The sequence below is a fragment of the Novosphingobium olei genome, from assembly GCF_037076535.1.
Classification (GTDB): domain Bacteria; phylum Pseudomonadota; class Alphaproteobacteria; order Sphingomonadales; family Sphingomonadaceae; genus Novosphingobium; species Novosphingobium olei.
In genome coordinates, this window is record NZ_AP029021.1 from 3469043 (window position 1) to 3495432 (window position 26390).

A 26390-nucleotide genomic window follows, 5' to 3' on the forward strand; every position below is an offset into this window, starting at 1 on the left:
TCGGGCGGCGTCAGGTCAGGCGAACTTGTCTGCCTTGCGCCGCCCGAAGCGCATGCCGCGCTCCAGATGCGCGCGCAGCTGGGTGTAATAAGCCTCCAGGAACGCGCGCTCGTCGCCCGCGCCTGCGCTCCAGCCGATCTTCCCACAGATCGTCGCCGCCACTTCGGCCATCGTATCCGCCCGGCCCTCGCGCAGCACGCGTTCCAGCGCCTGCAGCTCGTATTCGCCGTAGACGGAGAGTTCCTCCGGCCCGAAGCGATAGACCGCGCCCGTTGCCGCGCTCGGCCCCGCCGCCGCGCCGCCAAGCGATAGCGCCTGCCCCAGCTTGCGCTTCTGCGCCTCCACCACCCAGGTGCCCGCGATCATGTCGCCGCAGCGCAAGGCGTCGCGGTTGAGGAACGGCATCGCCATGAACAGCGCGAACCAGCCAAGGCCCGCCCAGCTCGCCAGGTCGGTGTCGCCCCCGCTCGATGCCGCGCCGCCGATGAACACCAGCGGCATGAACAGCTCGATGTCGCGCACCAGGTTGCGCGCGATCACCGCCTCGGTGGTCAGCCGCCCGCCATCGCGCGCGGCAACGCGAATGCCGAGCAGGCGCTTGCCCGGCGTCGCCCCGCGCGGTCCCAGCTCGAAGGCGAGAAACCAGGCATTGCGGGCAAGGAACATGACCACGAACCACACGATCGCCAGCGCCTGCAACGCATGGCCCGCCGGGCCCTTGGTGCTGGCGTTGAGCCCCAGCCCCTGCGCCATCCACAGCAGCGCCAGCGTGGTTGCCACCATCGCCGCGCCGACCAGGAACAGGTCGATTGCCAGCGCCGCCGCCCTTGCCCCGCGCGATGCCAGCACGAACGGCAGCGCCACGCCTTCGGGCGTCGTCAGCCAGCGCTTGCGCCGCTCGGCATCGGGCACGATGCGCCCCGTGGCCCCGCGCGCGCTCATTTACCGCGCCGCCACACGAACAGATACCCGATCCAGAACACCAGCATGAACGCGCCCACCACCAGCCGTGGCATCGTGGCATCGAGCAGTTGGCGCGCGAACGCTTCCAGCATGGCGGCAACGATCAGCATCAGCACCACGCCGGTCATCACCAGCGCCGCCCGCCGCCCCGCTTCTGCCGCCGCATCGAGCAGAGCGCGGTTGCCCGGAAACGCGATCGCCCGACCGACGTGGAGCCCCGCCGCCCCCGCCAGCAGGATCGCGAACAGTTCGGTCGTGCCGTGCACCGAAAGCCAGCCGACCAGTTCGAACGTCAGCCCCTGCCCGTGATAGAGCCACAGCAGCGCGCCCAGCATCGCCGTGTTGTGCACCAGCAGCAGCAGTGTCGGCACCCCGCAGGCAAAGCCGAGCGCAAAGGCCAGGATCGAAACTTGCGCGTTGTTGCTGAACAGCATCGCCGCGAACACCGAAAGGCCATCCTGCCCGGCATTGCCGAACAGCGTGCGCTCCAGCACCTCGCGGCTCGCGCCGGGCTGGCGCTCGTCGCCGCTGGGCATCAGGGCATAGAACCAGTCGGGATTGCTCGATACCAGCAGCCAGCCGACCACCGTGCCCACGACCATCGCCAGCAGCGCGATCAGGATATCGGGGCCGATGCTGCGCACCGCCCGGCCCCAGCCGCCGCCAAGGAAGCTACGCAACCACCGCCCCAGCCCGGCGCGCGGGCCATAGACGGCGAACCAGGCGCGCTGGGTCAGCGTCTCCAGCCAGTCGATCAGCGCCTGGTCGAGCGAGGTTTCGCGCGCGATCGACAGCGCGCTCGCGGTCATCCGGTACAGCCCCGGCAGCGCCAGCAGGTCCTCGTCCGACAGCCGCTTCAATCGCCCCCGCTCGATCTGGCCGACGATCTGCTCCAGCCGCTTCCAGTCGCCCTCGCGCTCCAGCCGGAACCGGTCCGAGCGCAGCGCCGCTTCCTCCACGCGCGCGGCATCCTCGGCCGCGCCGCGGCCAAGCCATCCTGCCAGCTTGTCGCCCAGCGCGCTCATCCGACCAGCCCCCGCCGCTTGACCGAAAGATAGGCGTCGAGCAGCCGCAGCCCGATCGTTTCGTGCGGCGCTTCCACCACGCGCACCCCCAGCCGGCGCAACCGCTGCAGCACCTGCTGGCGCTGGCGCAGCAGCGCATCGGCGGTCACCGCCTGCGCCACGTCGTCGAGGTCCTCGGGCATGGCCGTGGCGATCCCGGAAAGTTCGGCATCTTCCATCACCACGAACAGCACCACATGGCGTTCGACCAGCCGACCCACGTTCTCGATCATCAGCTCGGCGCTGGTCGGGTCGGTGAAGTCGGAAAACACCACCACCAGCGACCGCCGCTTCAACCGCGCGGCAAGCGTTGCCAGCGCCAACGTGAAGTTCGGCTCCTCTGCATGGTAGTCGAGGCTTGCCGCTGCATCCTGCAACCGGTGGAAATCGCGCGGCGCGGCAACGAAGGGCGTCGCCACCAGCGGCCTTGCGGCAAAGCCGAACAGCGCGATGCGGTCCTGCCCCTTCAGCGCGACCCATGCCGTGGTCAACGCGGCGGTGATCGCCCGGTCGATCCGCGCAAGGCCAGCCACCGGCTCGCACATCGTCTGCCCGCAATCGAGCGCGAACACGATCTGGGTGTTGCGCTCGGTCTCGTATTCGCGCGCCACGAGCCGCGCATGCCGGGCGGAAGATTTCCAGTCGATCCGCCGCCGGTCCATGCCGGGCTCGTAGTCGGCCAGCGCCTCGAACTCGGCCCCCGCCCCGCGAATCCGCCGCGCCACCTGGCCAAGGTCGGCATCGCGCAGAAACAGCTGCAATTCGCCTGATCGCACCGGCGAAAGATCCGGCCGCACCCGCACCATCAGGTCCAGCGGCCGCTGCGCGATTCGCTGGCCAAGCCCCAGCGGCCCGTTCCAGCGCAGCCATATCGCCGGAATCGCGCCGGGGCCGCGCCGCACCGGCACGATTTCGTTTGCGCCCTCCCAGGCGTCAGGCCCCTGCTTCAGCGTCAGCGCCAACCGCCCACCGTCGATCAGGCGCGGGTCGAGCGCCAGCGCCGCCTCGATCCGCCGCGCGGTGGTCCGCTCGAAGTCGGCAAGCACGGTCAGCCGCACCGCCTGCCCCACTTCGGCATCGGCGGGGGCGATCACCCGCACATCGGCCAGCCTGCCGGCAAACAGCGCATCGAGCGCCACCAGCACCAACAGCGCGCCGGCCAGCGCCGGTGCCAGCACCCAGGCCGCCGGCACGCGCGCGGCGATGACCAGCGCCAGCGGCGCTATTGCCAGCAGGGCCAGCACCGCGCGCGCCGTGGGCTGAAAGGGCGGCCCCTTGAGTTTCACGCCAGGCCTCACCTCGGACTTTCGGTCCGCGCGATCAGGTCGGCCACGATTGTCTCCGCCTGCCGGCCTTCGATTTCCGCCGCCGGGCTCAGGATCATGCGATGGCGCAGCACCGCCGGGGCCAGCGCCTTGACGTCGTCGGGCACCACGTAATCGCGCCCTTCCAGCGCCGCCCGCGCCCGCGCCGCGCCGCCCAGCAGCACCGCCGCGCGGGGCGATGCGCCGGCCACCAGATCGACGCTTTCGCGCGATGCGCGCACCAGCCGGACGATGTAGTCGACCACGCCCTCGGCCAGCTTCACCCCTGCCACCGCAGCAACCGCCCCGGCCAGCGCATCACGATCGGCCACTGCGCCCACGCCCAGTTCCATCGCTTTCGCCCCGGCGCGGGCATCGCCGTGCTGCGCCACGATGCGGCGCTCCTCGTCGATGTCGGGATAGGCGACCAGCACCTTGAACAGGAAGCGGTCGAGCTGCGCTTCGGGCAGCGGGTAGACGCCCTGGCTCTCGATCGGGTTCTGCGTCGCCACCACCATGAAACGGTCGGACAGCGCGTGCGCCTGCCCGTCCAGCGTCACGCGGCGTTCCTGCATCGCTTCCAGCAGTGCGGCCTGGGTCTTGGGCGGGGTGCGGTTGATTTCGTCGGCCAGCAGCAGTTCGTGGAAGATCGGGCCACGGGTCAGGGTGAAGGTGCTGGTCTGGAAGTTGAACAGGTTGGACCCCAGGATATCGCCCGGCATCAGGTCGGGCGTGAACTGGATGCGCCCGAAATCGAGCCCCAGCGCCGTGGCGAAGCTTTGCGCCAGCAGCGTCTTGGCCGTGCCGGGAGGGCCTTCGAGCAGGACGTGCCCGCCCGCGAACAGTGCGATCAGCAGGTGATCGACCGTCTGCTGCTGGCCGACCACGGCCTTGCCCACCTCGCTGCGGATGGCGTCGGCAAGCGCACGTACCTGGTCGAGAGTCATCGCAGAAGGTCCTTTTCGAATTGTTGGATGTCGCGCGCGGCGCGAACGATGTCGTCAGGGCGTCGCGCGGCGGAAAGACGGGCCGCGAGGGCCGCGAACGACGGCAAGCCCGGGCGGCGGGCTTGCGCACTGCGGTCGATCGCGGTGTCGGCGTCACTGGCGGCCCGGCCGCGCGGCAGGCCCAGTGCCAGCACCAGCCGTTCGCGCGCGGCAGCGCCATAAGGCGGCGCGATCAGGTGCAACCGGCCCGAACGGCGGACCAGCGCGGCGGCGTTGGCCACCAGCGCGCTCTTGCCGTGGGCCATCGCCCGCCCCGGCACCAGTCGCGGACCGAAGCCGGCAAGTGCGCGCCAGATTGCGGCGGCGGCGGCCAGGATCAGGCAGATCGTCGCGGCCAGGAACGGTGGCTCGAACGCCAGCGTCAGCAGGTTCTTGCTCGCACCCAGCCCGGCGAGCGACAGGTCGAAGGTCACCGGCCCGCCGCGCCCGTCCGCCGTGGCGACGATCAGATCGCGCGCCAGCAGCCCGGTTGCCTTGTCGGCCATGCCCCAGTTGTCCAGCAGGTCGGGCTCGAACACGAACACCAGCGGGTAGAGGTCGGGGTCGTTGCCGCCGATCGGCCCCGCCGTTCCGGCAAACTGTTCGAGCGCGGGGTAGCTGCCCGAATCGTTGACAAATGCCGCCAGAATGCGCCCGTCGCTCGCCCGCACCAGCGAAACCAGCGGCTTGCCGCTGCCCGACAGCACGTTGCGCGGATCGGGCAGGCGGCCCATCCGGCTGCCTGCCGCACTCCAGCCGCGCGCCGGGGCCAGCTTGACCGCCACGTCGTCGGCAAAGCCCGGCCATTCGGGCGGCGCAGTGCCGACGATCCTGGTCCAGCCCCGCTTCGCGCGGTCATCGCCTTCGATCGGCATGGCGAACCACTTGGGCGTGATCACCAGCGTCGGGCCGACATGGCGGTGGCGCACGACGATGTCATCGATATCGCTGCCCTTGGCATCGGCCGAAGGGGTCAGGATCAGCAGGCCCGGCCGGTCGGCGGGATCGTGGGCGCGGCTGCGGCTGACTTCGAACCCGTCGGCCTCCAGCATCGCAGCCAGCGCGGCAAAGCCGTTGAGCCCCCGCCCGCCGGCATGGCCGCCGCCGTTGTTGGCATCGGGCGCGGCATGGCCCAGGCTCCACAGCAGCGCGACGAAAGCAACCAGCCCGCCGAACAGCATGGCCACCAGCGTGCCCCGGGCGAAAGGCTGCCCGTTCATGCCGCCGCCCCGTCCAGCCGGACGCGGGCGAAAGCGGCATAGGCGGCGCGGGCCTCGTCCCAGTCCTCGCGGGCCAGCGGCCGCAGGGCATAGAGCGCGCGTTCGACCGCGCTGGCCATCGTGCCGAAAGCGGTGCGGGCGCCGGTCGGCAGGGCGGGCATCGCCGCGATGTCCCGCGCGGTGTCCGATGGCGAAAGCAGCGCCGGCCGCGCCGCCGCGATCTGCTGCACGGATCGGCGCAGCAGCAGGTGCGCGGCTTCGTCGAAGCGGCCTTCACCCGCCAGCCGGTCGGCATCGGCCAGCAGGATCGCCGCCTCGCCCGCATCCGGGGTCCAGTCCTCCGCCTCTGCCGGCCGCCTGGCGCGGTTGCGCAGGATCGGCAGCAGGAAGCTCGCCAGGATCCACAGCGCGCCGATCGCGGCGGCGATCAGCAGCAGGATCTCGATCGTGCCCCAGCCCTTCCCCAGCCAGCGACCGAGCGGTTCGAACAGCCGGGCAAGCCAGCGCATCAGCGCGGCCAGCCATTCGGGCGGAGGCGTTGGTGCCTTGGGCGGCAGCGGGGCGTACTGGATATCGGCCAGCCCGCGGGCCGCGCGCCAGGCACGTTCCCCGCTTTCGCCGGCGTCGATCGCTGCTGCTGCGGTTGCCCCCGTCACGCCGCCCTTGCTGGCACGGCGCAGCGCCGGCTGCAAGCCGCCGCTGGCGGTGTCAGCCGCGCTGGCGTTCGAGCGGGTAAGTGCCGAGCACGCGCAAGTCCTTGGCGAAGAAGGCCAGTTCCTCGAGCGCGCGGTCTACCGCCGGATCGCCCGGCGCGCCGACGATGTCGGCATAGAATTCCGTCGCGGCAAAGCTCGCCCCGCGCTGGTAGCTTTCCAGCTTGGTCATGTTGACGCCGTTGGTCGCAAACCCGCCCAGCGCCTTGTAGAGCGCGGCGGGGATGTTGCGCACTTCGAACACGAAGGTGGTGATCGCCTCGCCAACGATGCTGGCCGGGTCCAGCGGCTGCTTCGAAAGCAGGACGAAGCGCGTCGTGTTGTCGGGCGCATCCTCGACATTTTCGGCCACGATGTTGAGGCCATAGAGCTCCGCCGCGATCTTCGGCGCGAGCGCGGCCACCGACGGATCGCCGAGTTCGGCGACGAAGGCGGCAGCGCCGGCGGTATCGGCATAGCTCATCGGCACGATCCCGCGTTCGCGGAGATAGAAGCGCGATTGCCCGAGCGCCTGCGGATGGCTGTAGGCGGCAGTGAACGGGCCCTGGCCCAAGCCCATCAGGAAGGCCTCGATATCGAGGAAGTGTTCGCCGACGATCGACAACCCGGATTCGGGCAGCAGGAAATGGATGTCGGCGACGCGGCCGTTCTGCGAATTTTCGATCGGGATGATCGCGTGGGCGGCGCGGCCTTCCTTTACCGCATCGAGCGCGTCCTCGAACGAGAAGCAGGGCAGCGGCAGGCCATCGGGCAGCACTTCGAGCGCGGCGCGGTGCGAGTTGGCGCCCGGCGCACCCTGAAACGCCACGGCGCGCTGCGGATCGGCGGCGGCGGCGAGGCTCATCGATTCGACGAGGGCGAGCGCGGGGGCGGGATAGCTCTGCATGGCGATTGGGGCGCTTAAGCGCCGGACAGGGCCCCGGCAAGCGCGATTGCGCCTGTCCTTGTAGGTAGAGTGCGCGCCAAGGGTGCAATCGCTCTTGCACAGGCGCGGGGTGCTGACTAGAGCGGCCCCGAATAGACGCGCGGGGGCCGGCAGGGTGCCGGTATGCGCTGCATGGGGTACGGAATGGACGACCGTTTCAACACCATCGCCGGTTGGACGCTGTTCGGCGGCATCGTGGCTCTTGGTCTTTCGAGCCTGTCGGCACACTATTTCCTTGCCGACAAGCCCGAGCGTCCCGAGAAGATGGGCTACGCGATCGAGGGTGTCGAAGCCGAAGGCGGCGCTGGCGCTGCCGCGGTTCTGCCCATCGCCAACCGCCTTGCCACCGGCGACGTGGCCAAGGGCGAGGCGATCTTCGCCAAGTGCAAGGCTTGTCACACCATCGACCAGGGCGCGGCCAACGGCATCGGCCCGAACCTGTGGGCGACCGTGGGCGAAGGCATTGCCCAGGGCAAGGGCGGCTTCGCGTTCTCGGATTCGCTGAAGGCCAAGGGCGGCAAGTGGGACTTCGCCTCGCTCGACGAGTGGCTGACCAACCCTAAGAAGTTCGCCGACGGCACCAAGATGTCGTTCGCCGGCATCGCCAACCCGCAGGAACGCGCCGACGTGATCCTGTACCTGAATTCGAAGGGTTCGAACCTGCCCCTGCCGGCGCCCGAAGCGGTCCCGGCCGCCGGTGCCGCCCCGGCCGCTGGCGCTGCTGCCGCGGGCCCCGTGGTGGGCGACGCCGCTGCGGGCGAGAAGGTCTTCGCCAAGTGCAAGGCGTGCCACACCATCGAGCCCGGCCAGCCCAACGGCATCGGTCCGAACCTTGCCGGCATCGCCGGTGACAAGGTGGCCGAAGGCCGCGGCGGATTTGCCTTCTCGGACGCGCTGAAGGGCAAGGGCGGCGTTTGGGACGATGCCTCGCTCGACGCATGGCTGACCGCGCCTGCCAAGTACGCGCCGGGCACCAAGATGACCTTCGCGGGAATTGCCGACGCCAAGCAGCGCGCCGACGTGATCGCGTACCTGAAGACCAAGAAGTAAGCCCCGGCCGCAAGGCTTGGCAATGCAAGAGGGCGTCCCGTCGGGGCGCCCTTTTTCGTTGTCCGAACGGGCCCGGAAAATCGCCCGCTAAATCGTCCAAGTTGACGAAGTTGACAGACTTCTAAAGGCAAATGTCCACTTTGCCCCGGCCGGCACAGCCCGACGGCCGTCGCGACGGGGCAACACGGCGGAATTTCGGGACATTGAGGGGCAGAGGGGCGGTCCATGCAGACGAAGATAGGCTCGCATCGGCCTGTAGGACACCCATCCCGCACTGTTGCGGGCGCACCATGCATATGCAACCGGCGTTTTCGAGTGGCTTGGACAGCAAGAAGGGCGCCCTTGCGGACGCCCCCGATCGGCGACTTGGCGCCGGTTCCTGTCAGAGCCTTGTAAGGCTTGTCCGGAACGCTTGTTGAAGCGGCTTTCGCTCAGTCCACCATATCGCGGACGAGGCGGCGCAGTTCATCTCGGGAGAGCACGGGCGCCGGGCCGGAGATTGCCAGTTCCGGCCGGAAACGGCGGAGCATGGCGGCAGGAAAATTCGAAAGAGAATTGGTGTTCTTGATATCGTTCAGATGCATTTTCATTCCCGGTGCGTAGGCCGCACCTGTTTCAGTATGGCGACTCGCTTGCGCCTTAACGCCGACGAGCCGCTCCGGGTCCGCCGCCACCGATTTTTTCACGGTAGACGATTCGACCCTTGGTGAGATCGTAGGGGGTCATCTCGACGCGAACGCGGTCACCGACGATCGAGCGGATGCGGAACTTGCGCATCTTGCCCGCGGTGTAGGCGATGATCCGGTGGTCATTTTCCAGCCGGACTCCGAAACGTCCATCGGGCAGGATCTCGTCGATCTCGCCGTCGAGCGTCAAAAGTTCTTCCTTGGCCATCGAGCGGCTCCCCTCTTGCGAAGTGACAGGAACGTCGCCCGAAAGGCTGAGCCGAGCGAAACGCGAAATCTTCGCTCCGAAAACGGAGCGGGATGCGCAAGGCTCGGATGGAAAAAGGGAGCGGGAAAGCGGGACGTCTGCCCGGGGAACCGCCAGTATTTTCCGTCGCAGGCGACGTATGCTGGGGGCGATATGGGCGCAAACCCGCACAATTGCAAGAGGCCTGGCCCCAGTCGCCCGCTGCGGTGCCCGATTCAAGCCTTCTTTCGGCGCACCTGGGCCGCCGCGGCGACGTTGATCGTGCCCACTGGCCCTGCCAGATCGTGCAGGCGGCATTCGCCAACCGCGACCCCCGCTTCGCTGAGGTGGCCGGTCAATTCGTAGCCGAGCCATTCCCCCTGCGGCAGGCGGTGGAGGTAGGCGGTGAAGTCGGTGTTGACGAAATCGATGCCGAAGCGGCTCGAATGCGTCAGCGGACTGGCGAAATCGCCGGTGACCACAACCCGCATGAACGGCGAGAGCGCATGCCCCGCGACGATTTCGCCCAGCGGCTTGAGCCAGACCTGCCGTCGTTCCGGCGCGGAAATATCGCCCAGCACGGGCACGTTGCCGTGCGCGACATCGCCGCCCGGCGGGGCGTGACGCGCGATGCGGGCATGATCGGCGGGAATGGGGCGCGCATCCCAGCGGGTGAAGCGATGGAGCGTTGGCAGCGTATCGGGATGCGGCACGTCCCATGCGGGCGTCGACCAGATCGGATTTTCGGGCTGCTGCGTGGCGCGGATGAACTGGCAGGTGGCGCGGGTCACCAGCTTGCCGCCGCAGACGATGCGCGCTTCGATAAGTTTCAGGCGGTGGCCATCGTGGATCGCTTCGGTCGTCACCTCGAGCGGTTCGGACGGGGCCATGCGCAGCATGTCCACGCAGAAGCGCACCGGGATCAGGCCATCTTCACCAAAATCGCGTTCGATCACCCAGCCGGTCAAGGCCGCGACAGCCGAGCCGTTGAGCGTGCCTTCCTGCCAGTAGCCCCGGCCCGCGCGCGTCGGCACGAAGCGGTTTCCGTCCTGTTCGAACAGCGGCAGCGGCGCGTGGGGAGCGGATTGATCGGCAGCGGGGGAAGGCGTGGTCAAGCGAGGGTGCTCCAGGAAGGGCGACGGGCGGACGGGAGGATCAAATTAATTGCACGGTTAAATACGATTGCCAAGGCGAGGCTGCGCGCGATAGCATCGCGTGCCATATAACGGAGAGCATGCCGCCATGACCGATCTGCTTTTGCACCAGTACGACAGTTCGCCCTTTTCGGAAAAGGTGCGCGTGTGCCTTGGCATCAAGGGCCTGGCCTGGGCGGCGGTCGACCAGCCGGTGGTCATGCCCAAGCCCGAGCTGGTGCCGCTGACCGGCGGTTACCGCAAGATCCCGGTGCTGCAGGTGGGTGCCGACGTCTATTGCGACAGCGTGCTGATCGTGCGCGAACTGGAAGCGCGCCACCCGGCGCCTTCGCTGTTCCCGATCGGCAGCGGCGGGATTGCCTCCGCGCTATCGGAATGGACCGACCGGTCGTTCTTCCAGGCGGCGGTGGCGGTGATCTTCGCCCATGTCGGCGAGACGATCGGCGAGGAGTTCATCAAGGATCGCGAAAAGCTGTCGGGCGCGCCGTTCGACATCGCCGGCATGAAAGCCGCCTTCCCGCACATGGCGACGCAATTGCGCAGCCACGCCGCCAACGTCGCGCAGCAGCTGGCGGACGGGCGGGCGTTCCTGGAAGGGGAAAAGCCCGGCCTTGCTGATGCCAATGCGTTCTACAACCTGTGGTTTGCGGGATCGTTCTATCCGCCATCGAAGGCGCTGTTCGAGGACCTGCCCGGCCTTTCCGACTGGTATGCCCGCGTCGTCGCCATCGGCCACGGCCAGCGGCGCGAGGCAAGCCGGGCCGAGGCGCTGGACGCGGCGCGCAAGGCCGAACCGCTGGCAGCGCCGGTGCCGGCCGGCGAAGCCGCCGCCGCGCCGGGCGATGCCGCGCTGGTGGGGCAGAAGGTGGCGATCGCCGCCACCGACTATGGCCGCGATCCGATCACCGGCACGCTTGTCGGCGCATCGGCCCACCGGCTGGTGCTGCGCCGCGAGGATGCCGATCTGGGCGCGATCCAGGTCCACGTGCCGCGGCTGGGCTTTGCGCTGATGCCGGCGGCCTGATCGCCGGCCACGCGCCAGTACCCCCAAGCGAAAAGGGCGGGCCCTGCGCGATGCAGGACCCGCCCTTTCGTTTTGCCGTGCCCGCCCGGAGGCGGCGGCCAGCTTACATCGCGTAGGTCAGGCGCAGGTAACCGAACTGGCCCGGCACGTCGTAGGTGGTCGGGTCGTAGTTGTTCAGGCTGCAGCTGTAGCAAGCCGGCGGGTTGACGTCGAAGACGTTGTTCACGCCAAGCGTCAGCGCAAAGCGGCTGTCGGCAAAGCTCGGACGGAAGCGGATCTGCACATCGGTGTAGAAGCGGCTGTCGAGCTTCTTGGTGGTGTCCGACAGTTCCTTCACCGCGCTGATGTAGCGGCCGGTGAGCGTGGCGGTCACCGGGCCCATCGTCCAGTCGACCACCGAGGTCGACTTGAAGCGCGGGTAGGCCTGGTCGGGGCTGCCGCGTTCGTAGCCGAGGTACGAGGTGGTGGTGGTGCCGTTGGTGGCAGGCACGCTTTCCTGGTACTTGAACAGGAAGTTGGCGTTCACGCTGAGCCCGAAGGCGCCGGCGCCGGTTTCACCCGAGCGCAGGTTCAGCGTGGCATCGAGCCCGGTGGTGCGCAGCGTGCCGACGTTGAGCAGCACACCGTTGATCGACGAGATGAAGCCCGACTGCGTGCGCTTGATCGCGGAGCACGACAGCGGATCGCCGGTCAGCGCGCAGCGTTCGAGCAGGACGCCGGCATCGATCGACTGGATCGTGTTCTTCACCTTGATGTCGTAGTAGTTGACCTCGAGGCTGAACTTGCCGCCGGCCCAATCGGGGCTGTAGACGCCGCCGACCAGGATCGTGCGCGCGGTTTCAGGCTTGAGCGCCTTGTTGCCGCCGGTGAGCACCGGAAGCTGGCCGCCCTGGGGTTCCTGGTAGCTGCCGTTGGCGGGAACGCCGTTGGCGATGCAGTTGGTGCGCACGGTGGCCGAGCTCTGGTAGAGCGAGCCGGGCACGTTGGTGCACGGATCGGACAGCGCCGCATCGAAGCGCGACTGCGCGCCGTAGAGTTCGCCGATCGAAGGCGCGCGCAGGCTTTCGCCATACGAGCCGCGCAGCATGAAGTCGGGCACCGGCTTCCACTGCACGCCGCCAGTCAGCGTGGTGTTGCCGCCGAAGGTCGAATAGTCCGAATAGCGCGCCGCGCCGTTCAGTTCGAGCGAGTGGAAGAACGGCTTGTCCTTGAGCAGCGGCAGGCGGATTTCGCCGTAGACTTCGTCCACCTTGAAGCTGCCGCGCGCGGCCTGCGCCGGGATGTCCGCGCCGAGACCGGCCTGGATGACCGGATCGGGCGTGAAGTAGCCCTGCTGGACGCGGTGTTCGGCGCCGATGGCGATGCCGACCGGGCCACCAGGCAGATCGAACAGGTCGCCCGAGAGGTTGGCCTGGAAATCGTAGAGGTTCTGGCCGCTCGCCGCGCGTTCATCGAAACCGACGTAGTCGAGCATCGCCTGGGTGACCGAGCCGACGCCGCCGAAGATGTTGAAGGGTACGCAATCGCCGGTGCAGGCCGAGACCGGACCGAGCGCGCGGGCGAGCTTGGCGGCGTTGACGTTGCCGGTGAACAGCTGGCGCGCTTCGTTGCTGCCATAGACCGCGGTGACGTCCCAGTACCACTTCTTGCCGAAGACATCGAACTTGCCGTCGAAGCCGCCGCGCACGTAGAACGTATCGACATCCTGCGTGTAGGTGCGCTGGCCGGCTTCGACCAGGCGGCGGGCGATGAAGCTGTAGTTGCTCGAATCCAGCGTCACCCCGAACGGGTTGTAGGGGTTGGTGGCATCGATCGTGATGGTGTCGAGCAGGTTGCCGTTGCCGGCATCGGGCCCGACGAACAGCGGCAGGAACGCGGCCTTGTTCTGCGAATGGCGGTGGTTGTAGACGGCGGTGAGCTTGAGCTCGATCGCGTCGCTGAATTCCGCCTTGGCGTTCAGGAACCCGCCGTAGCGTTCGTTCGGCGTCTGGAAGTAGTTGTACGGCGCGAAGTTGAAGCGATCGGCCGAGGTGAACGGCTTGAAATCACCCGTGGTGAGGGTGGGATCGTAGACCGGATTGCGGCCGACCACCGGCCCGCGCAGGGTCATGTTCTGGCCGAACACGATGAAGCGGCCGAGCGGGGTTGCGCTCGAGCAGCCGCCGATCGGATCGGAGCATGCGGTCTGGCCGGGGTTGGGGAACTGCGAGATCGAGCGATCGCGCGCGCTGACCGAGCCCGAACGGACATAGTTCGCACCGACGACGAGCGAGACGCCGTCCTTGCCGGTGCCCCAGCTGGCCTGGTAGTTCTGGGTCTGGCCATCGCCCTTGCCCAGGTATTCGCCGTACTGGGCCGAAGCCTTGAAGCCCTGCTGCGACGACTTGGTGATGATGTTGACCACGCCCGCGATCGCATCCGAGCCGTAGAGCGGCGAAGCGGCCGACTGCAGCACTTCGATGCGTTCGATCATGCCATCAGGGATCGAGTTGATGTCGACCGAGGCGGGGATGCCGCTGGCCGAGGCGCCGTTCACGTAGCGCACGCCATCGACCAGCACGAGCGTGCGCTTGGCGCCGAGGTAGCGCAGGTCGATCGTGGCCGAACCGGCGCCGACGCCGCCGCCGTCGGGCGGATTGCCGAGGTTGCCCGAATTGTTGAACTTGCCGTTGAGGCCGCCCGCCGCGCTGGGCAGGCGCTGGAGGACGTCGGCGACCGAGGAAAGGCCGGTCTTGGCGATCGTTTCGGCATCGAGCGTGACGACCGGAGCGGGCTGGTCGAGCGGATCGCGGCGAATGCGCTAGCCGGTCACGATGATCGCGGTGCCTTCATCGGCGCTGGCGCCTTCGGCCGGTGCGCTCTGGGCGAAAGCCGGCGTCGCCGCACCCGTGCCGATGGCCACGAGCGCAACGCCCGCCAGCCACATGCTGCCAAATTTCTTCATCAGGTAAGCCCCCATGCTTGTAGCAAGACCGGGAGCGGTCAGTCCCATCCGCCCCCGGAATGGACAGAGGCTACGCCGCGGTTTTGCAGTGCGACAAGCAGAGGTGCTGCACGCGCGAAGGAATTTCGTCGCACTATTGCAAAAATGTATCACAATGTAACAGGTGGCTGGCGGATTCGTGCGTCTGCCCGAAACGCAACACCCTTCTTGCGGTGGGCCCCTCAGTGCACCGGCGGATCGACCGGCGGGACCGCGCCGATCGGCGCGACCGGTTCGCCCGGTTCGCGCGGGGGAAGCGCGTTTTCGGGCACGTCGTCGATCTGCATCGCGCGCGTGGGGATCATTTCGAGATTGCGCACCCGCACGCGCACGTCGCCATTTTCGAAGGTGAGTTCGTTGAAGCTGGGCGGTGTCGAGCGCACGCGCTTCGACAGGGTGCCTGCGCCGATCATCCGCACCGGCCCATTGGGCGTGGGATGGATCAGATCGAACGCATCGTGGACATGGCCCGACAGCACCGCGAGCACGTTGCGGCGGGCGAGTTCCGAAAGGGCACGCGCGCCCCCGCGGGTGAGCGCCTTGCCGCGCGTGCCGGCTTCGACCAGCGGATGGTGGCAGGCGACGACGGCGCGGGTGCCGGCGGGCAGCGCATCGATCCGCGCAAGCGTATCGGCCAGTGCGCCTGCGCCGACCACGCCCTTCGACCAGTTGAGCCGCCATTGCGCGCGCGCCGTGGTCTTGAGCGGGACGATCGCCGCGCCGGGCAACGGCACTTCACGTTCGACCACCGCCTCGATCGAGCGGAAGCGGCGGTAGGGATCGACGAAGCGTTCGACGAGATTGAAGTAGGGCAGATCGTGGTTGCCGACCTCAACCGTGACCGGCACGTCAAGCGCACTGATCCATTGGCACGCGGCGCGGAATTCGCGGTGGCGCGCCCGCATGGTGAGATCACCGGTGATGGCGATGGCATCGGGCCGTTCTTCGCGCACGCATTCGACCACCCAGTCGAGCGCGCGGGTATCTTCGAGGCCGAAGTGGATGTCGCTGATATGGAACACGCGGGTCATGCGCGCCTCACTCCCCCGGCGCGCCCGCGCGGTCAACCTCAGCCTGCCGCAGCCGACCCGAGAAACTGCACGGGCAGCGTCACGCTGGCGAAGGTTTCGCGGGTGGCGCCATCGAAGCGTTCGCCATCGATCATCAGCGCAATCGGTTCGTCGCTTTCGACCGTGACGCGCGGGCAGGTGCCGAGCTTGTCGTGCGGGCCGGCGCGGAAATCGCGCTTGACCAGCATCGCGACGCCTTGCGCGGCGACTTCGCCGATCCCTTCGGCATCATAGCCATCGAGCGTGAGATCGCCCTTCACCGCATCGACGCGCAAGGCACGATAGCCTTCGGGCTTGCCGACTACGGGTTCGACCACGCGCACCGGCGCGCCGCTGGCGGTGTTGCGCACCGCTTCGCCCAGGGCGCTGGCAATGGTCTGCAGATCGAGATCGCGCACCCCTTCGCGCACATCGGCCCAGGTTGCGCCGGGCCCGGCCAGCACTTCGATCAGCGCGGGCCCTTGCGAGGTTTCGACCGCCTGGAGCTGGCGCGGCGCGAGGCTGCCCGACGCGAGCGCGCCGACGATGGCTTCGACCGAGCAACCGGTGCCATGCAGCGTCTTGGCGAGCAGGTTCTGCGTACCGCCCGGCAGCACCAGAACCTGGCCGCCCCATTCCCCCAGCTTGCGGACCTGCGAATTGATCGTGCCGTCACCAGTGAAAATGGCGAGCGTTGCCACTCCGGCGGCATCGAGCGCGGCAGCATCGGGCAGATCATCGTCCGGAAAGCGCACGACGCGCGCCGGAGCATGGCCCGCCTCGGTCAGCCGCGCGACCAGATCGGCGCAGGAGTCTTCATTGTTGCTGCCGCTGGCGGCGTTGACCACCAGCCAGAGCGAAGCGGAAGATGCGGGAGCTGCTTGGTTCATCGCGCCCCAAACCACGCGCAGGCGCGGCGGTTCCCGTCAGACCCGGCGGGTGAGGATGAGCCAGCCGGCAAGCGCCCCCAGCGCGCTGTACCCGGCATAAGCCAGCGCCGCCCAGGCCGCGCCCTGCGCCGCCAGCAGCAGCGCGGCGACCAGCATCAGGAATTCGACACCGAGCGCAAGGCGCCGGTTCATCGCGTGATAGAACCACGGCATCTGTTCGATCAGCGGATGGCCGCTTTCGAACACGGCACGATGCAGCGCGAAATTGCCGATACCGAACAGGAAGATCACGAGAATCGCCATGCTGGGGACAGCCTAGGCCCCTGCCCGCACGCTGTCAGCACCTTCGTAGGCGGGCGTTCCCTGCCGTTCGCAGACCGGGAGATGCGGTTCGTCGGACGCGCGCGCCGTTGGTCGGCATGATTCGCGGGCCCATCGACCTTGCCGTGCGGGGCGCAGCGGGGGCCCCTAGGAAAAGGGCATGCGGCGGCGGTGAGGCAACCCCCCGAACCCTGCAACCGCCGCCGCAACCGTGAACCCAAGCATACCGTACCCGACCCGTACCCACGAATTGTCCCGAACCCATCGATCCAGGAGCACTGCCATGACCCGTTCGATCTTCCGCCCGCTCGCCACCGTTGCCGCTCTTGCCATCGCGGCCAGCGCCACCACCGCCTTTGCCCAGGGCGCCGACACGGTGACCCGCACCAAGGTCGTCAGCTTCTCGGACCTCGACCTTGCCAGCGCGCAGGGCCAGGCCCAGCTCGACGCCCGCCTGCGCCGCGCCGCGGGAGCGGTCTGCAATGTAGAGGCAGGTCCGCACCCGTTGGCCGAAAAGCGCGTCGAGACGCGCTGCTACAACGAAGCGCTGAAGTCGGCCCGCGCCAGCTACGCCATGGTCCGCCAGCAGCCGGCGATGGCCCGCTGAGCCAACGCCAGTTCCCGCCGCCTTCGCATCGGCAATGCCATTAGCGTCGTATCCAGCCAGTCCCACGGCGCGACGGGCATTCCGGGGCGAAGCGGACGAGAGGGGCAGGTTTCCGCCAAGACGGAGGCCTGCCCCGTTTCTTTGCGCGTTCCGACCAGCGCTTTCGGATCAGGTGGTGACGGCGCGCGGACGCGGCCGTTCGGCCTCGGCATCGACATCCGACCGCATGCGCCAGGCAAGGTCGTGCCCGCATACTTCGCGATCATCGTGCGCCCGGATCGAGATCGGCTTGATCGGACGGCCGTCGCGCTGGTCGCACAGCACCGGATCGGACGGCGCGCCGCCCCACTTTTCGCCCCACTGCCGCAGCGCGAGCATGGCGGGAAGCAGGTCGATGCCCTTGTCGGTCAGGCGATATTCGATGCGGCGGCGGTCATCGGCGCAATGTTCCCTTTTGAGAACACCGGCTTCCACCAGCCTTGACAGACGATTCGAAAGGATGTTGCGGGCGATGCCAAGCACATCGAGGAAATCCTCGAAATGGCGGACCCCGTTGAACGCGGCGCGCAGGATCATGAACGACCAGCGTTCGCCCATCGCCTCCAGCGCGACAGGCAGGCCACACAGGGCGAGATCGGCGAGGGGTTCCCTAAGCTTGTCCATGCCCATCGCTTACTCCATCTGTCACACGAGGTTAAGTTTCTAGTTGCAACTTAAAACCTACAGTGATAGGTAGTGATTCGCAACGGAAATCGCATCCTCTCCCACCAGCCGTTCTCCCCCCAGGGCCACGGCGCGCGAGATCCGCCGCTAAAAAGGGGAATGACCATGACTGTTCTTGCCAATGGCGCGCTGCGCCAGCTCCTTCCGGCCGTGCTCGCACTTGCCGGGACCGCCTTCAGCTTCGGCGTGACCGCCACCCCGTCGCACGCCGCAGCTTCATACTATTCGGTCACGCTGGCGAGCCCGCTGACCGCGCCCAAGCGCTTCATCAACGGCGAGACGCCGTGGGCCTGCGCCGGCACCGAGTGCAGCGCGCCGCGCGACACTTCGCGCGCCGAAGTGGTCTGCGCCCGCCTCGTCAAGAAGGTCGGCCCTGTTGCCCGCTTCGCCACGCCTGAAGGCGAGCTGGCGGCCGACGACCTGACCAAGTGCAACGGCGGGAAGTAAGCTCCGCCGCTTCACTTCGACCATCTCTCTCCAGCGCGGGCCCTGCCACCCTACCTTTGCCATGCGCTGGTCCTCAAAGGCCGCGAAGGGTTCCTGGCCCGTCGCGGCCTCCTTTTTTTGTTCATGACCGGTCGAGGTCGCGCACCTATAGCAGCGCGATGCGCTCGATTGCCCTTATTGCCGCCGCGGCGTCGCTGATCGCCGCCACGCCGCCCGCGCCAAAGCCCGACCTGTCGCGCCTGACCGCGACTCATCGGCAGGACCTGCAGTGCGCGGCGACGCTGGCGCTGGCGGCCCAGGCGCAGGCGCAGGGCGACGATGCCGTGCGCGATGCACCGCCGCTGGCCGTGCGGGGCAAGCGCTACTTCGCACAAGTGGGCCTGCGCGTGGCGCGCGAAGCGGGCCTGACGCCCGAACAGGTGCGCGACCTGCTGACCACGGACGTCATTGCCTTGCAGAAGGCCGCCGATCCCGACGCGGCGCTGCGCACCAGCCTGACGCCGTGCCTTGCGCGGCTGGAAGCCGAGGTGCCGCCGCTCAAGACGCCGGACCTGCTGCAGTGCACGGCGATCCTTGCCATCGCGTACGAAGAACTGCACGCCCGCGCCGGGCTGACCCCGGCGGCGCAGGACCTCAAGACGCTGGCTTCGGTGCTGTCGGCGCGCGAGCACGAGGCGTTGGTCGCTTCCGGCAAGAGCGGCGACGAGGCCGATGCGGCGATCGCGATGGCGCACGATGCCATGCTGCAGGAAGCGTTCGAGGGCGACGGGGTCGAAGCCTACGACATCGCGCACTGCTACGACCTCGCCAAGCCGGATCCCAAGTCGCACTATTGAGCATCGGCCCGGCGCCACCATATTGCGCGCCAGATCCCAGGAGATTTTGCATGGCCGACAAGCTGAACCTGACCGAAGCCGAATGGCGACAGCGCCTGACCCCCGAACAGTACCACGTGCTGCGCGAAGCCGGGACCGAGCGCGCCTTCACCGGCAAGTACGACAAGAACAAGGCCGAGGGCGAATACTTCTGCGCCGGCTGCGGCGCGCCGCTGTTCGAAAGCGAGTCCAAGTTCGACAGCGGCTGCGGCTGGCCCAGCTTTACCGCGCCGGTCGATGCGCAGGTGGTGGATGAACACGTCGACACCTCGCACGGAATGATTCGCACCGAGGTGCGCTGCGCGCGCTGCGACGGGCACCTGGGCCACGTGTTCCCCGATGGCCCGGCACCCACCGGCCTGCGCTATTGCATGAACAGCGCCGCGCTGGACTTCACCCCTCGCGACTGAGCCGGATGCGCCATCGCATATAAACGCAAAGTTCCGATTAACCCTGCGTTACAAATTGCCTATGCAGAGGCCCTGCGCAGCGCGCCGGTGACAGTGCGCCGCGCGGGGTCGCGCAACCGGACAACGAGGGAAGAACCGAACACCGATGGCGAGAAGGGATACGCCGCGCCGCCCGAACAACGACGGCGGACCGGAACGCACGCCGGATCGCCGTCGCGCGCCGCAGGGCCGCGAGGGTTCGTTCCTTGGCCGCATGGTCCGTCGCCTGATCGTCTGGGGCGGCGGCGTGGCGCTGCTGGGCGTGATCGGCGTGGCGGTGGCCGTGCTGATCACCGCGCGGTCGCTGCCGAGCTACGACCGGCTCAAGTCCAGCCAGGCCGGGCAGATGATCGTGGTGCGCGCCAACGACGGTTCGGAAATCGTCACCCTAGGGCCGAGCTACGGCAAGTGGGTGCCCTATTCCCGCATTCCCGAGGTGATGAAGGATGCGATGATATCGGTCGAGGACCGGCGCTTCCGCGAACACTGGGGCGTCGATCCGATCGGCATCGTGCGATCGGTGATGGTGCGCGTGCAGAGCGGGCACTGGCGGCAGGGCGGATCGACGATAACCCAGCAGCTGGCGCGCAACGTGTTCCTGAACAACAGCCGCACCTTTGACCGCAAGATCCGCGAGGCGGTGCTGGCGATGGCGCTGGAAAGCAAGTTCAGCAAGAACCAGATCCTCGAGCTGTACCTCAACAAGGTCTACTTCGGCGGCGGCGCCTATGGCGTCGATTCGGCCGCTCGCAAGTTCTTCGGCCACCCCGGCGACCAGCTGACGCTGGAAGAAGCCGCGATCATCGCGGGGCTGGTCAAGGCGCCTTCGCACTATTCGCCGACGGCCGATGCGCAGGCCGCCGTCGATCGCGCCAAGGTCGTCGTCGAGACGATGAAGGATGCCGGCAACCTGACCCCGGCCGCGGCAGCTTCCGCCAACTTCGACAACGTCCACCTGGCCGCCGAGCAGGGGCAGAATTCGGCCCGCTACTTCACCGACTGGGTGCTGCCGCAGCTCGACCTCGTCGTGCCCGAAGTCGACCAGCCGATCGAGGTATGGACCACGCTCGACCCGGTGGCCCAGCGCGCGGCGACATCGTCGTTGCAGGGCAACGTGCCAAACGGCGTGCAGGGCGCGCTGGTCAGCGTCGACCGCGATGGCGCGGTGCTGGCGATGGTCGGCGGCACCGATTACGTGACCAGCAACTACAACCGCGCGACCAATGCCGTGCGCCAGCCGGGTTCGGCGTGGAAGCTGTTCGTCTACCTCGCCGCGCTCGAGGCCGGGTACACGCCCGATGACCGCGTGGTGGACGAGCCGGTGACGATCCAGGGCTGGAGCCCGCGCAATTCGGGCGGTACCTATGCCGGGCCGATCGACGTGCGTACGGCCTTCGCCTATTCCAAGAACACCGTTGCCGCGCAGCTCGGCAACGAAGTGGGCTTTGGCGCGGTGGCCAACATGGCGCGGCGCTTTGGCATCACCACGCCGATCAACACCCAGCCTTCGATGGTGCTTGGCACCAGCGACGTACGCGTGATCGATATGGTGCGCGCCTTTGCCGAAGTGCAGGCCAAGGGCACGACGGTGGTGCCCTATGGCATCCGCAAGGTGACCACGACCGACGGCGAAGTGCTGTACAGCCATCGCCCCGAAACGCAGCAGCAGCTGGTGCCGAACTATGTGGCGGCGGCGATCACCGACCTGCTGCAGACCGCGGTCAGCACCGGGACGGGGCGTGCCGCGCAGATCGGGCGACCGGTCGCGGGCAAGACCGGTACCACCAGTTCGAACAAGGACGGCTGGTTCCTGGGCTTTTCGAGCGGGATCACCACCGGCGTGTGGATGGGCCGCGACGACGCGCGCCCGGTGCCCGGCCTGCAGGGCGGCACCGCGCCCGCCCGCGCCTTTGCCGCGTACATGAAGGTTGCCACCGCCAAGCGCCCGCCCGAGCCGTTCGAGACGCAGCTGAAGCTGCCGCAATGGCAGCTCGAACCCGATGACGAGGCGATGCAGGCCAATCCGGACGACTATTTCTACGTCGATCCGAACGGCAACGTGGTCAACCAGGACGGACGCCGCCAGGGCGATGGCTCAGGCGATGCCGACCAGCAGCCGGTGCCGCAGGACGAGAATGACGCCCCGCCGCCGGCGGCAGCCAACGACGATTTCCTCGACCGGGCGACCGGGCGACAGGATTCGGCGCGGCAGCGGCAGATGTCCGCCCCGGCGCAGCGCCCGCCGCGCCCCGGCGCGACGGCACGCCCGCTGAACCCGATCGGCAATCCGCCGCAATAGAATCCCGATCGCAAGACCCTGATTGCAAAGGGCGCGAACCAAACGCGCGCCGGTTCGTTAGTCGGGCAACGGGCATGACCCGTATCGCGACAGGAGACGAACATGGGACTGCTTCGACTGGCCGCCGCGGGTGCGGTGGGCTACTTCATCTGGAACAAGTTCAAGGGGCAGGAGAGTGAGCCCCAGCACGCGGCCTTTGCGCATGGCGAGCACACCGGCGACAATTTCGCCAAGGTGCGCAGCGCCGGGACCGAAGGCATGCGTTCGGACCCCAAGCGCTGGGACAAGGTTGACGAAGCCGCCGACGAAAGCTTCCCGGCCAGCGATCCGCCCTCGACCTACTGATCGGGCGATCCGCCCGATCCTGGCCGGTCGGACTATTTCACCAGTTCGACCGGCTGGAACTCTCCAAGACCGCAGGCACCGCGCGTCATCGGCGGATTGGTCTGGATCACGCGGATGATGTCGGTCGAACACAGCTGCGACAGCGATGTTTCGTAGGAAAAGGCGCGTTCGAAGCCGAGTCCGCTGCACGGATAGGGCAAGGTATTGCGATACCAGCGGTTGCCCGATGTGCGGAAGTCGATCGTCCGGTCATCGCGCACGCGGCTTTCCGAAATCTGGGCGATGGCTATGCAGCTCTGAGCGGGACCGGCGCTGCGCGCCACCGGCACATCCTTGCGCTGGGCCGTACCTGCGCCTTGCCCCATCGGGGCACAGGCAGCGAGGCCGAAGACGATCAGCGCGGCGATAGGTCCTGCTTTCATGGCTTGCTCTCCTTCTTGCCCCGCGGCTTTTTCGCGGCTTCGGGCTTGGCACCCTTTTCCAGCACTTTCGCCTTGTAGCTGCACAGGTCGACGACCGGGCAGCGCCAGCATTCGGGCGTTCGCGCCTTGCAAACATAGCGACCGTGCAGGATCAGCCAATGATGCGCCCCGACCCGGAACGGCTGTGGGACCTTCCTTTCGAGCTGCTTCTCGACCGCCAGCGGGGTCTTGCCCCGGGCAAGCCCGGTGCGATTGCCCACGCGGAAGATATGCGTATCGACCGCAAAGGTTTCCGCACCGAAAGCACAATTGAGCACCACGTTCGCCGTCTTGCGCCCGACGCCCGGCAGCAGAGTAAGCGCATCGCGGTCCGCCGGGACTTCGCCGCCATGATCGCGCACGAGGATTTCGGCCATGGCGATGACGTTCTTTGCCTTGGAATTGAACAGGCCGATCGTCTTGATGTGCGCCTTGAGCCCGTCTTCGCCGAGGGCCAGCATCTGCGCCGGGGTCTTCACTTCGGCGAACAGCTTTCGCGTGGCCTTGTTGACGCCGACGTCGGTCGACTGGGCCGAAAGCGTGACTGCGACAAGCAGCTGGTAGACGTTGCCGAATTCGAGCTCGGTCTCCGGCGAGGGATTGGCCTCTGCCAGGCGGCGGAAGAATTCGAAGATATCGTCCTTCTTCAAAGGTCGAGCACCTCGCCCATGGCGTAGCGGCCGGGCTTGCGGCCGATGATCCATTCGGCCGCGCGGATCGCCCCGCGCGCGAAGATGCCGCGATTTTCGGCAAGGTGCGAAAACGTCAGGCGTTCGTTATCGGCCAGGAAGTGGACCGAATGATCGCCCGCGACGCTGCCGCCGCGCAGGCTGGCGAAGCCGATCGTGCCCGCCTTGCGCCCACCGGTGATGCCGTCGCGGCCGCGCACCGCTTCTTCGTGCAGATCGACGCCGCGACCGCGCGCCGCCGCCTCGCCCAGAAGCAGCGCAGTGCCGGATGGCGCGTCGACCTTCATGCGGTGGTGCGTCTCGACGATCTCGATGTCCCAGTCCTCGCCCAGCCGCTGCGCCGCTTCGCGCACGAGGTGAGCGAGCAGCGTGACGCCGAGCGAGGTATTGCCCGTCTGGAGCACGGGGATCGATACGGCGGCGGCATCGACCAGCCAGTGATGGCGCTCTTCCAGCCCGGTGGTGCCGATCACCACCGGAATGCCGGCGTGGATCGCGGCATCGAGATTGTGTTCGAGCGCGGCGGGTGCGGAGAAATCGACCAGCACTTCGCTTGCCGCGGCGAGGGCCTGGACATCGCCGCCCTTGTCGATACCGCCGGCAAGTTCATGCCCCGCTGCCGTGACAGCCGCCTGCAGCGCCTGCCCCATGCGCCCTGCGCTGCCGATAATCCCGATTCTTGCCATGTCCCAGTTCCCGAGCCCTGATCGGGCGCTTCATGGGCGGGAATCGGGGATGGCGCAACCGTCAGGCGGCGAGCGGGCGCGCCACTGCGGAATCCCTCCCGCCTTCGCGCTGGCCGGTGCGGAAGCCGCCGATCAGCCGCGCGAGATAGCCCGCCTGTTCGGCCAGGTGCCGCGATGCCGCCGTGCTTTCTTCGACCATGGCCGCGTTCTGCTGGGTGAAGCTGTCCATCTGGCGCACCGTCTGGTTGACTTCGTTGACGCTGTTGAGCTGCTCCACCGCGGCACTGGCGATCGCGTCGGCAAGTTCGGAAATCTCCCCGATACGGCTGACCAGGCGTTCGAGCGCCTGGTCCATCTCGCCCACCAGCGACACCCCGGTGCGAACCTGGTCGGCGCTTGCGGTGATGCGCTGCTTGATATCGCGGGCGGCGTCGGACGAGCGCTGCGCCAGTGCACGCACTTCGCTGGCCACGACGGCAAAGCCCTTGCCCGCATCGTCCGCGCGGGCCGCCTCGACGCCGGCATTGAGCGCCAGCAGGTTGGTCTGGAACGCAATCCCGTCGATCACCGTGATGATCTGCGCAATTTCATCAGACCCGCGCTCGATCCCGCCCATCGCGTCGATCGCGCGGCGAATGACGGCCCCGCCGGCATCGATTTCGGCACGGAAGGCGGAAACCACGTCGCTGGTCTGGCGGGCGGACTGCGTGGTCTGTTCGACGCGTGCGGCGATTTCGCCGATGGCGACGGCCATTTCCTCGAGCCCCGACGCCTGCCGCTCGGTGCGCTGCGACAGGTCCTCGGACGCCGAGCGGATCTCGCCCGAACCGTTGGTGACAGTCGCCGCGCCCTGCGCCACGGCGGAAAATGCACCTTCAAGCTTTACCATGGCGGCGTTGAAATCGGCCTGGAGATTGGCGAAGGCGCCGTCGAAATGTCCTTCGAGCCGGGCCTGAAGGTCTCCGGCGGCAAGACGTTCAAGCGCGCCGGCAAGCGCACCGATCGCGGCGGCCTGCGCCTGTTCGACGTGCATCTTGGCGCGGGCGTTGGCGCGGAAGACGTCCACCGCATCGTGCATGCGCACGATTTCCAGCGCGTTTGCCGGCGCGCGCGGCAGTGGCTCGAGATGCCCCTGCGCAAGCGTCGCCATTTCCTCGGCCAAGGCATCGAGCGGTTTACCGACGACGGTGACCGCCGCGCGGCGGACGAGCCAGGCCAGACCCGCAATCATCACCAGCGCCGAAACCAGCAGCACGATTTCGATCGTGCGCGCCGTCGCCATGATGCCGCTGACCGGCAGATCGACGCGGACTGACCAGACCTGATCGAAGCCCGCGAAGCGGACCGGCCGCTCGACGCGCAAGACCTTGCCCAGCACCGGGTCGTCGACCTCGCTCATGTCGGGAACCGCGGCAGGTGCGGGCTTGCCGATCTGGCCCGCATTGGCGGTGTAGGCCTGAAGCCGGCCGGCGGAGAGCACGGTGATGCGCCCGCCATAGGGCACCTTCACCGCGCCCATCCACTTCTGCAGATCATCGAGCGCCAGATCGATCCCCACGACGCCAAGGCCACGTCCACCTTCGATGACTGGCAGGGCGATCGAAGTCATCAGCACGGTGCGGCCGCCGACCTTCTATTCGTAGGGTTCAAGCAGGACCGGCCGGCCGCTGTTGTGCGCCAGCAGATAATAGTCGCCGGCGCCCGACTTGTCGTAATCGGTGAGCGGTTCAAGGGCGATGTCCGTGCCCTCACGATGCCAATAAGGAACGAAGCGGCCGGTGGTGTCATGGCCCTGCGCGCCCCCGAACGCGGCGTCACGGCCGTCGAAGGCGTTGGGCTCCCATGCGGTCCAGGTGGCAAGAAGTTCGGGATTGCCCCGAAGCGTCGCCGACAGCAGGCCGTTATGGAAGGCCCGATCGCTGGCGCCTTGCCGGCGGGCCGCGACAAGAGCATCGCGCATTGCCGCAACGACACCCATCGGATGCTCGAACTGGCTGCGCACGTCGGCGACGGCCTGCGCCGCCGCGATCTGCCCTGCCTCTGTCGCCTGAACCTGCGCGGAACGTTCGCACAGGAACGCGGTCAGCAGCGAACAGGCCACGATCATGGCAGCGATCGCGAGCGCAGCGCGCGTGCTGAGCCGGGCGGCCAGCGTCTTCAGGCTATTCGAATCGTTCATCAAAACATTCCCCAGGATGCCGCCACCTTGCCCTCTGGCTGGGAACGTGGGCCTTTCTTCCTCATCGGGAAG

Annotated in this window: 29 protein-coding genes; 8 read left to right on the top strand and 21 right to left on the bottom strand. The window is 67.9% G+C overall.

What is annotated here, in order from left to right:
• Window positions 1-15 precede the first annotated feature (15 nt).
• From AACH40_RS16345 to AACH40_RS16375, 7 genes are read right to left on the bottom strand one after another with little or no spacing between them, the layout of a single operon-like run.
• Window positions 16-942, bottom strand: a complete 927-nt coding sequence (locus AACH40_RS16345) for an RDD family protein (protein WP_338643308.1) — start codon at window positions 940-942, stop codon at window positions 16-18.
• Entirely contained in the window at window positions 939-1988 is a 1050-nt protein-coding gene (locus tag AACH40_RS16350; protein ID WP_338643309.1) for a stage II sporulation protein M, read from the bottom strand. Before AACH40_RS16350 ends, AACH40_RS16345 begins: the two co-directional genes overlap by 4 nt.
• Entirely contained in the window at window positions 1985-3313 is a 1329-nt protein-coding gene (locus tag AACH40_RS16355; protein WP_338643310.1) for a DUF58 domain-containing protein, read from the bottom strand. The genes AACH40_RS16350 and AACH40_RS16355 overlap by 4 nt, the downstream gene beginning before the upstream one ends.
• Before the next feature lie 8 nt (window positions 3314-3321).
• The gene (locus tag AACH40_RS16360; protein WP_338643311.1) at window positions 3322-4278 is read right to left on the bottom strand and encodes a MoxR family ATPase; all 957 of its coding nucleotides are present in this window, start codon (window positions 4276-4278) and stop codon (window positions 3322-3324) included.
• A complete protein-coding gene (locus tag AACH40_RS16365; RefSeq protein ID WP_338643312.1) occupies window positions 4275-5537 on the bottom strand; it encodes a DUF4350 domain-containing protein in 1263 nt (420 codons plus the stop codon). Before AACH40_RS16365 ends, AACH40_RS16360 begins: the two co-directional genes overlap by 4 nt.
• Window positions 5534-6193: a hypothetical protein gene (locus AACH40_RS16370; protein ID WP_338643313.1), complete on the bottom strand. Its 660-nt coding sequence runs from the start codon at window positions 6191-6193 to the stop codon at window positions 5534-5536. Before AACH40_RS16370 ends, AACH40_RS16365 begins: the two co-directional genes overlap by 4 nt.
• 52 nt (window positions 6194-6245) lie before the next feature.
• Window positions 6246-7136 (bottom strand): prephenate dehydratase, encoded by an 891-nt coding sequence (locus AACH40_RS16375; RefSeq protein WP_338643314.1) that lies wholly within the window; start codon window positions 7134-7136, stop codon window positions 6246-6248.
• 183 nt (window positions 7137-7319) lie between these two features.
• On the opposite strand from AACH40_RS16375, the gene AACH40_RS16380 reads away from it, so the two are divergent.
• A complete protein-coding gene (locus AACH40_RS16380; RefSeq protein WP_338643315.1) occupies window positions 7320-8225 on the top strand; it encodes a cytochrome c family protein in 906 nt (301 codons plus the stop codon).
• 431 nt (window positions 8226-8656) lie between these two features.
• On the opposite strand, the gene AACH40_RS16385 is transcribed toward AACH40_RS16380, so the two are convergent.
• The 3 genes from AACH40_RS16385 to AACH40_RS16395 all read right to left on the bottom strand — a co-directional run bounded on the left by AACH40_RS16385 (window position 8657) and on the right by AACH40_RS16395 (window position 10252).
• A complete protein-coding gene (locus AACH40_RS16385) occupies window positions 8657-8911 on the bottom strand; it encodes a hypothetical protein (RefSeq protein WP_338646235.1) in 255 nt (84 codons plus the stop codon).
• Window positions 8865-9119 (bottom strand): translation initiation factor IF-1, encoded by a 255-nt coding sequence (gene infA, locus AACH40_RS16390; protein ID WP_169495020.1) that lies wholly within the window; start codon window positions 9117-9119, stop codon window positions 8865-8867. Before infA ends, AACH40_RS16385 begins: the two co-directional genes overlap by 47 nt.
• A gap of 254 nt (window positions 9120-9373) precedes the next feature.
• Entirely contained in the window at window positions 9374-10252 is an 879-nt protein-coding gene (locus AACH40_RS16395; protein WP_338643316.1) for a thioesterase family protein, read from the bottom strand.
• Between the two features lie 127 nt (window positions 10253-10379).
• On the opposite strand from AACH40_RS16395, the gene AACH40_RS16400 reads away from it, so the two are divergent.
• Complete coding sequence (locus AACH40_RS16400) at window positions 10380-11315, top strand: glutathione S-transferase family protein (RefSeq protein WP_338643317.1); 936 nt, start codon at window positions 10380-10382, stop codon at window positions 11313-11315.
• A gap of 103 nt (window positions 11316-11418) precedes the next feature.
• On the opposite strand, the gene AACH40_RS16405 is transcribed toward AACH40_RS16400, so the two are convergent.
• The 5 genes from AACH40_RS16405 to AACH40_RS16425 form a co-directional block, all read right to left on the bottom strand.
• Window positions 11419-14112 (bottom strand): TonB-dependent receptor domain-containing protein, encoded by a 2694-nt coding sequence (locus AACH40_RS16405; RefSeq protein ID WP_338646136.1) that lies wholly within the window; start codon window positions 14110-14112, stop codon window positions 11419-11421.
• 3 nt (window positions 14113-14115) lie between these two features.
• Window positions 14116-14259, bottom strand: a complete 144-nt coding sequence (locus AACH40_RS16410) for a hypothetical protein (protein WP_338643318.1) — start codon at window positions 14257-14259, stop codon at window positions 14116-14118.
• 221 nt (window positions 14260-14480) lie between these two features.
• A complete protein-coding gene (locus tag AACH40_RS16415; RefSeq protein ID WP_338643319.1) occupies window positions 14481-15329 on the bottom strand; it encodes a metallophosphoesterase in 849 nt (282 codons plus the stop codon).
• A gap of 38 nt (window positions 15330-15367) precedes the next feature.
• Window positions 15368-16237 carry a diacylglycerol kinase family protein gene (locus AACH40_RS16420; protein WP_338643320.1) on the bottom strand — a complete coding sequence of 290 codons (870 nt, stop codon included), beginning with the start codon at window positions 16235-16237 and terminating at the stop codon, window positions 15368-15370.
• A 36-nt stretch (window positions 16238-16273) separates the two neighbouring features.
• On the bottom strand, window positions 16274-16540 hold the full coding sequence (locus AACH40_RS16425; protein WP_338643321.1) for a hypothetical protein: 267 nt from the start codon (window positions 16538-16540) through the stop codon (window positions 16274-16276).
• 301 nt (window positions 16541-16841) lie between these two features.
• On the opposite strand from AACH40_RS16425, the gene AACH40_RS16430 reads away from it, so the two are divergent.
• Complete coding sequence (locus AACH40_RS16430; RefSeq protein ID WP_169495013.1) at window positions 16842-17165, top strand: UrcA family protein; 324 nt, start codon at window positions 16842-16844, stop codon at window positions 17163-17165.
• Window positions 17166-17333: 168 nt separating this feature from the next.
• Here the strand turns inward: AACH40_RS16430 and AACH40_RS16435 are convergent, their stop codons facing one another.
• Window positions 17334-17828 (bottom strand): winged helix-turn-helix transcriptional regulator, encoded by a 495-nt coding sequence (locus tag AACH40_RS16435; RefSeq protein WP_206069723.1) that lies wholly within the window; start codon window positions 17826-17828, stop codon window positions 17334-17336.
• A gap of 165 nt (window positions 17829-17993) precedes the next feature.
• Here AACH40_RS16435 and AACH40_RS16440 point away from each other — a divergent pair, with 165 nt between their 5' ends.
• The 5 genes from AACH40_RS16440 to AACH40_RS16460 all read left to right on the top strand — a co-directional run bounded on the left by AACH40_RS16440 (window position 17994) and on the right by AACH40_RS16460 (window position 22303).
• Complete coding sequence (locus tag AACH40_RS16440; RefSeq protein ID WP_206069722.1) at window positions 17994-18335, top strand: CC_3452 family protein; 342 nt, start codon at window positions 17994-17996, stop codon at window positions 18333-18335.
• Between the two features lie 158 nt (window positions 18336-18493).
• A complete protein-coding gene (locus AACH40_RS16445) occupies window positions 18494-19171 on the top strand; it encodes a hypothetical protein (protein WP_338643322.1) in 678 nt (225 codons plus the stop codon).
• Window positions 19172-19221: 50 nt separating this feature from the next.
• Window positions 19222-19620 carry a peptide-methionine (R)-S-oxide reductase MsrB gene (msrB, locus tag AACH40_RS16450; RefSeq protein ID WP_169495011.1) on the top strand — a complete coding sequence of 133 codons (399 nt, stop codon included), beginning with the start codon at window positions 19222-19224 and terminating at the stop codon, window positions 19618-19620.
• 145 nt (window positions 19621-19765) lie between these two features.
• Window positions 19766-21958: a transglycosylase domain-containing protein gene (locus tag AACH40_RS16455; RefSeq protein ID WP_422394864.1), complete on the top strand. Its 2193-nt coding sequence runs from the start codon at window positions 19766-19768 to the stop codon at window positions 21956-21958.
• Between the two features lie 102 nt (window positions 21959-22060).
• Complete coding sequence (locus AACH40_RS16460) at window positions 22061-22303, top strand: hypothetical protein (RefSeq protein ID WP_169495009.1); 243 nt, start codon at window positions 22061-22063, stop codon at window positions 22301-22303.
• Between the two features lie 32 nt (window positions 22304-22335).
• Here AACH40_RS16460 and AACH40_RS16465 read toward each other — a convergent pair whose 3' ends face one another.
• From AACH40_RS16465 to AACH40_RS16485, 5 genes are all read right to left on the bottom strand, one after another.
• The gene (locus AACH40_RS16465; protein WP_338643323.1) at window positions 22336-22725 is read right to left on the bottom strand and encodes a DUF6491 family protein; all 390 of its coding nucleotides are present in this window, start codon (window positions 22723-22725) and stop codon (window positions 22336-22338) included.
• On the bottom strand, window positions 22722-23414 hold the full coding sequence (nth, locus tag AACH40_RS16470; protein WP_338643324.1) for an endonuclease III: 693 nt from the start codon (window positions 23412-23414) through the stop codon (window positions 22722-22724). The genes AACH40_RS16465 and nth overlap by 4 nt, the downstream gene beginning before the upstream one ends.
• Window positions 23411-24139: a 4-hydroxy-tetrahydrodipicolinate reductase gene (gene dapB, locus AACH40_RS16475; protein ID WP_338643325.1), complete on the bottom strand. Its 729-nt coding sequence runs from the start codon at window positions 24137-24139 to the stop codon at window positions 23411-23413. The genes nth and dapB overlap by 4 nt, the downstream gene beginning before the upstream one ends.
• 61 nt (window positions 24140-24200) lie before the next feature.
• Window positions 24201-25748: a methyl-accepting chemotaxis protein gene (locus AACH40_RS16480; RefSeq protein ID WP_338643326.1), complete on the bottom strand. Its 1548-nt coding sequence runs from the start codon at window positions 25746-25748 to the stop codon at window positions 24201-24203.
• A 24-nt stretch (window positions 25749-25772) separates the two neighbouring features.
• Window positions 25773-26318, bottom strand: a complete 546-nt coding sequence (locus AACH40_RS16485) for a cache domain-containing protein (protein WP_338643327.1) — start codon at window positions 26316-26318, stop codon at window positions 25773-25775.
• Window positions 26319-26390 lie beyond the last annotated feature (72 nt).

Coding starts and splice junctions, on each gene's coding strand:
- AACH40_RS16345 (WP_338643308.1), bottom strand. CDS start 942: ATGAGCGCGCGCGGGGCCACGGGGCGCATCGTGCCCGATGCCGAGCGG.
- AACH40_RS16350 (WP_338643309.1), bottom strand. CDS start 1,988: ATGAGCGCGCTGGGCGACAAGCTGGCAGGATGGCTTGGCCGCGGCGCG.
- AACH40_RS16360 (WP_338643311.1), bottom strand. CDS start 4,278: ATGACTCTCGACCAGGTACGTGCGCTTGCCGACGCCATCCGCAGCGAG.
- AACH40_RS16365 (WP_338643312.1), bottom strand. CDS start 5,537: ATGAACGGGCAGCCTTTCGCCCGGGGCACGCTGGTGGCCATGCTGTTC.
- AACH40_RS16375 (WP_338643314.1), bottom strand. CDS start 7,136: ATGCAGAGCTATCCCGCCCCCGCGCTCGCCCTCGTCGAATCGATGAGC.
- AACH40_RS16380 (WP_338643315.1), top strand. CDS start 7,320: ATGGACGACCGTTTCAACACCATCGCCGGTTGGACGCTGTTCGGCGGC.
- infA (WP_169495020.1), bottom strand. CDS start 9,119: ATGGCCAAGGAAGAACTTTTGACGCTCGACGGCGAGATCGACGAGATC.
- AACH40_RS16400 (WP_338643317.1), top strand. CDS start 10,380: ATGACCGATCTGCTTTTGCACCAGTACGACAGTTCGCCCTTTTCGGAA.
- AACH40_RS16410 (WP_338643318.1), bottom strand. CDS start 14,259: ATGAAGAAATTTGGCAGCATGTGGCTGGCGGGCGTTGCGCTCGTGGCC.
- AACH40_RS16415 (WP_338643319.1), bottom strand. CDS start 15,329: ATGACCCGCGTGTTCCATATCAGCGACATCCACTTCGGCCTCGAAGAT.
- AACH40_RS16420 (WP_338643320.1), bottom strand. CDS start 16,237: ATGAACCAAGCAGCTCCCGCATCTTCCGCTTCGCTCTGGCTGGTGGTC.
- AACH40_RS16425 (WP_338643321.1), bottom strand. CDS start 16,540: ATGGCGATTCTCGTGATCTTCCTGTTCGGTATCGGCAATTTCGCGCTG.
- AACH40_RS16430 (WP_169495013.1), top strand. CDS start 16,842: ATGACCCGTTCGATCTTCCGCCCGCTCGCCACCGTTGCCGCTCTTGCC.
- AACH40_RS16435 (WP_206069723.1), bottom strand. CDS start 17,828: ATGGACAAGCTTAGGGAACCCCTCGCCGATCTCGCCCTGTGTGGCCTG.
- AACH40_RS16440 (WP_206069722.1), top strand. CDS start 17,994: ATGACTGTTCTTGCCAATGGCGCGCTGCGCCAGCTCCTTCCGGCCGTG.
- AACH40_RS16445 (WP_338643322.1), top strand. CDS start 18,494: ATGCGCTCGATTGCCCTTATTGCCGCCGCGGCGTCGCTGATCGCCGCC.
- msrB (WP_169495011.1), top strand. CDS start 19,222: ATGGCCGACAAGCTGAACCTGACCGAAGCCGAATGGCGACAGCGCCTG.
- AACH40_RS16455 (WP_422394864.1), top strand. CDS start 19,766: ATGGCGAGAAGGGATACGCCGCGCCGCCCGAACAACGACGGCGGACCG.
- AACH40_RS16460 (WP_169495009.1), top strand. CDS start 22,061: ATGGGACTGCTTCGACTGGCCGCCGCGGGTGCGGTGGGCTACTTCATC.
- AACH40_RS16465 (WP_338643323.1), bottom strand. CDS start 22,725: ATGAAAGCAGGACCTATCGCCGCGCTGATCGTCTTCGGCCTCGCTGCC.
- dapB (WP_338643325.1), bottom strand. CDS start 24,139: ATGGCAAGAATCGGGATTATCGGCAGCGCAGGGCGCATGGGGCAGGCG.
- AACH40_RS16480 (WP_338643326.1), bottom strand. CDS start 25,748: ATGACTTCGATCGCCCTGCCAGTCATCGAAGGTGGACGTGGCCTTGGC.
- AACH40_RS16485 (WP_338643327.1), bottom strand. CDS start 26,318: ATGAACGATTCGAATAGCCTGAAGACGCTGGCCGCCCGGCTCAGCACG.